Annotated in this window: 3 protein-coding genes; all 3 read right to left on the bottom strand. The window is 41.8% G+C overall.

What is annotated here, in order from left to right; translation table 11 throughout:
• Positions 1-1,107: contractile injection system protein, VgrG/Pvc8 family (locus tag ACT3SX_RS14365; protein ID WP_442070120.1), on the bottom strand; the 1,107-nt coding region annotated here is incomplete at its 3' end.
• A 43-nt stretch (positions 1,108-1,150) separates the two neighbouring features.
• Positions 1,151-2,236, bottom strand: a complete 1,086-nt coding sequence (locus ACT3SX_RS14360; protein WP_087816092.1) for a hypothetical protein — start codon at positions 2,234-2,236, stop codon at positions 1,151-1,153.
• Positions 2,237-2,257: 21 nt separating this feature from the next.
• On the bottom strand, positions 2,258-3,586 hold the full coding sequence (locus ACT3SX_RS14355; RefSeq protein WP_442070119.1) for a hypothetical protein: 1,329 nt from the start codon (positions 3,584-3,586) through the stop codon (positions 2,258-2,260).
• Between the last annotated feature and the right edge of the window lie 149 nt (positions 3,587-3,735).

Genomic DNA, 3,735 nt, shown 5'->3' with positions numbered 1-3,735 from the left:
CAGTCCCATGTGGTCGGCGACGAGGTGGCTGGCGATGGGTATCCAATGCGCGCTGTCGTCGCCTTCGCTTTGCCAGTGATATCTAATATGCGCACGATGGTTACGGTCATGAGTAATGGCGCTGCTGTCTGTATCAATAATACTGGCACTCATCAGACCTGTCAGGCTCGGATGCGGTTGTCCAAGTTTGTCCAGCTGTTCCCCATAGGGAATATGGTGATGGTGCGGAAATGGCAGGTAGCAGGCGCTGATATGATGGACGTTATTATCATTGTCGTCATCATTATCATGGTTCGTATTGGACTGCAAGGTAATAGGATCAAAGGGTGCTGCCCCCAACCAATCCGTAGGAATATGATTATTAATGTGCTGATGAATAGACACTAAACTGATGGGATCGGTTAAATAAGGGTTGCCATCGATATAGTGGCTACTTGGCAAACTCAGATGACGGATATTACCAGTGAGGCTGCCTAGATTGGCACGCTGCTGCTGGTTCTGCTGGTAGCGGGTGGCGAGCTTATCGAGACTGTCATCATCAAAACGGCTATGACTGTGCATAAAGCGCTGATGCGTGCTGTTTGATGAGTCGATAGGTTGCTCGCTACTGCTACTGCCAGTATAGATACTCATCAAGCGACTGTCATAACGATGTAAGTCGCTTTGCTGAGTATGCTGAGCAATACGGGGACGAATGGCAGTGATGCGGTCTTGTCTATCAGCAAGGTTGGCAGGGTTTTGACTGAGGATGCTTTGGATATCATTGACATCAGGACGCAATTCTTCTCCATCACTAGGTAGTAAGATTAGAGTGTGCTTGTCGATGTCGTGACGGTAATAGCCTGTGATGCCATAGAGAGCAAGGTATTGGGTTAGATAAGCAAGATCGGTTTGGTTGTATTGGACGCTGTGCTGAATATGATAGTTGCTGTCATCACTGAGGCGCTCGTCAATCTCAACGTTCATATCGTATGGACTGATAATATCGGTAATTAGCTCACTGAGACTGAGATGATGATGACGGCGATTATGACTGTTCAGGCGTAATTGACTTAAGTTAGGTTCACAGATGATGCGGTAGGCGGCCATGCCGCGCCAGCATTCCATCGGACGCTAAACTTTGCCCGATTCAATCTTCTCTACTACGCCTCTAATAATCATCCAAATAGCCTAAAAACAGCGCATAAAACAACCCAATAACACTAAGTATAAACAGCGTATGTAATATCCAAATAATGCGCCAGCGCCACAGAAAACGCTGGCTTTGGTTATTTATGACCTTGAGACGATACGGATCTATATTGGGATCTATATAAGGATTTGGTTTGTCCCGTGGGTATTGTAGATGCTGGTATTGCGGCTCATTTATGATGTTACGGCCTTTAGACTGTATCCAGCCACCACCCAGTTTGACGTATGCTTGTAGTACCAGCAGTGGGATATACCACGGCCATACTTTAAAGTTTTGAGTGACACCATAGCTGGGTAAGATGCTATCTGTATAGAGATAAATCTTGTGTTCTTTAGTCGTCTTCGGTGGGTCAAAGGGTGTGATGGGCGGTAGGCTATCGGCATCCTTTTCCATGTAGTTGCGGATAAACTGCCACTGTGCGCGGGCATAGGCGTCGGATGTCGCTGGAAAGGAGGAAACCAGTTGATTGACGATGTTGCGTTTATTATCCAGCCAGTTGAGTTGTAAGAAGTAAGTTCTACTCATACCGCCTGCACTGACGATGTTGACGCTTTTGACACTGGCATGAATGTCTTGATAAGGTAATTCGTTGATGCCATGGTAGTCTACTTTTATTTTGCCATCTTCTCGGGTGACATCGTACTGTAAGATGCGCTGGTCGACTTTATCAAAGGCGTCTATTGGTACATCACTATCGGTGAGTTTAGAGACTTTGCGTATCATGATAAAGGGAATGCCAAAAAAAATTAGAAATATAATAAATGAGGTAACAATTCCAAAAAAGCCTTCTGAAAAACTCTCAAAAATCATTGTTGGTAACATTATTATGAAAAGAATTAAGAGTCCAATAATCATTATCAGCCCCCCCTCATTAAGCATACTTTTACCCACATCATTAAAGGTCAATGCATAAGGGGTGATGCCTCGCACATCTTTTGCTACGTACAGCATGTTCGGATGATCTTTTTCAGCATCCACTACGTCACTATAAGGCCTAGGTAATAAGGTAATATCAGTAGTATCTTGGGCAGGTAGTATGTTCATAAAGGTATTAACGCTTATATCTTATATTGAAATTGAATTAAACCTATCATATTCATTTTTATGAAATTGTTGAGTCTCTGTAAGACTAGAGGTATACTCATGTATTCCGCTATTCGTAATTGTCGTCATAGAAAAGCCAATAGCGCTAACCGCAAATTCAGCGTCATGACTTACAAACTCAAGCACCAGTATATAACCTCCTTTTGATTGTTGATAATGATATCTATATAGCCCTTCAGCAAGCTGAGGTTTGGGTGCACTACTTTTACCGATGATACCTGAGAAAACCTCTTCACGAGATTCAGGTTTAAGAAGATCCTTTAATTGTAATAGACCTTTAGTTGTCTCATCTTCTTTTTCGTCTTTCATAATTTTTGGTTCAGAGCTTAGGTAGTCTCGAGAGTAGTTCGAGTGATAAAGCTTAAGTATTTCATACTTAATATTATCTTTCTCATGCAACGGTAAGTAAGATTCTATTGTTATTTTTATGGTACTCTTCGTTGTTATACCATTATCAACAGTTATTTTAATCGTTTGTTTTTTTAGGACTAAAGCTAATGCACTAACCTCGTCATCTGCACTAGTAAAAGAAGATGTATTCCTAAATGGGTTGTCTTTCGTATACTCATCACTCAACAACTCCCGCTTACCAAATACACCAAAATCTAGCCAGTAATCAATATTTGTTAAATTTTTGGGACTGTCATCATACACTGCCATTTTGTAGTATGACCATAGGCTAGTCCCTAACCCTATAATCATAACCGCTGCTAGAAAGTATGGATTGGCAAATAATGCGATACCCCCAACTTCACTTAGTACAATCATCACACTCAAACGAGCGCCTGTTTTTTTCGCCATGACTTCTGCTAAAGCACGCCCAGCTAATGAAAAAGCTGCAACACCTATTATATTAGAATTTATAATACCCCAAGAAATATCATTATTTTGCTTGTAGATTAATAAGTAGCCAACTTCAATCCACCCTGCATACATACCAATCGTTGCTGCTCGTAGGCTTCTACTTGCCGCCTTCATTTTTAGCTCTTGAGTAACAGCACTAAACTGAGTGATATTTGCCGCCAGCTCAATAGAAGCACTTGCAACCATCATAGTGGCTCCCATGGCTGCTGTACCTAACTCAGCATTTTCCGATAGGCTTTTATCCGTCCCCATTTTTTCTAGGTTAGATAGCATTGCTCGTGATTGAAACAGCATCAAACCCCCACTCAACACAATACCAGCTGTTGACGACATTGTACTGACTTTACTATTGAGACTATCGATAGCATCTTTTAGTACTTTATCATTCACAAGTTTGAGTATAGGACGTTTCGTCAATTCGTCCATTGCTCTAAGCGTTTTCGCATTTGGTAATGCACCATTCTTGAGCTGAACGCTTACCATAAGGGTAAAGGTATGGAAAGTGTAGTGGCATAATTAAATTGGACAACTGCTAAGAGGCTATACTAACCCAAAGAAGGAAAATAGTATGACTG

It is taken from the genome of Psychrobacter sp. AOP31-B2-9, assembly GCF_052378005.1.
In the GTDB taxonomy this organism is placed as follows: Bacteria; Pseudomonadota; Gammaproteobacteria; order Pseudomonadales; family Moraxellaceae; genus Psychrobacter.
The sequence above is the reverse complement of the archived record's forward strand: the minus strand, read 5'-3'. Positions and strand labels throughout refer to the sequence as shown.

What these genes read in the sequence shown, in the direction of transcription:
- ACT3SX_RS14360 (WP_087816092.1), bottom strand. Translation starts at nt 2,236, where the DNA reads ATGAACATACTACCTGCCCAAGATACTACTGATATTACCTTATTACCT.
- ACT3SX_RS14355 (WP_442070119.1), bottom strand. Translation starts at nt 3,586, where the DNA reads ATGGACGAATTGACGAAACGTCCTATACTCAAACTTGTGAATGATAAA.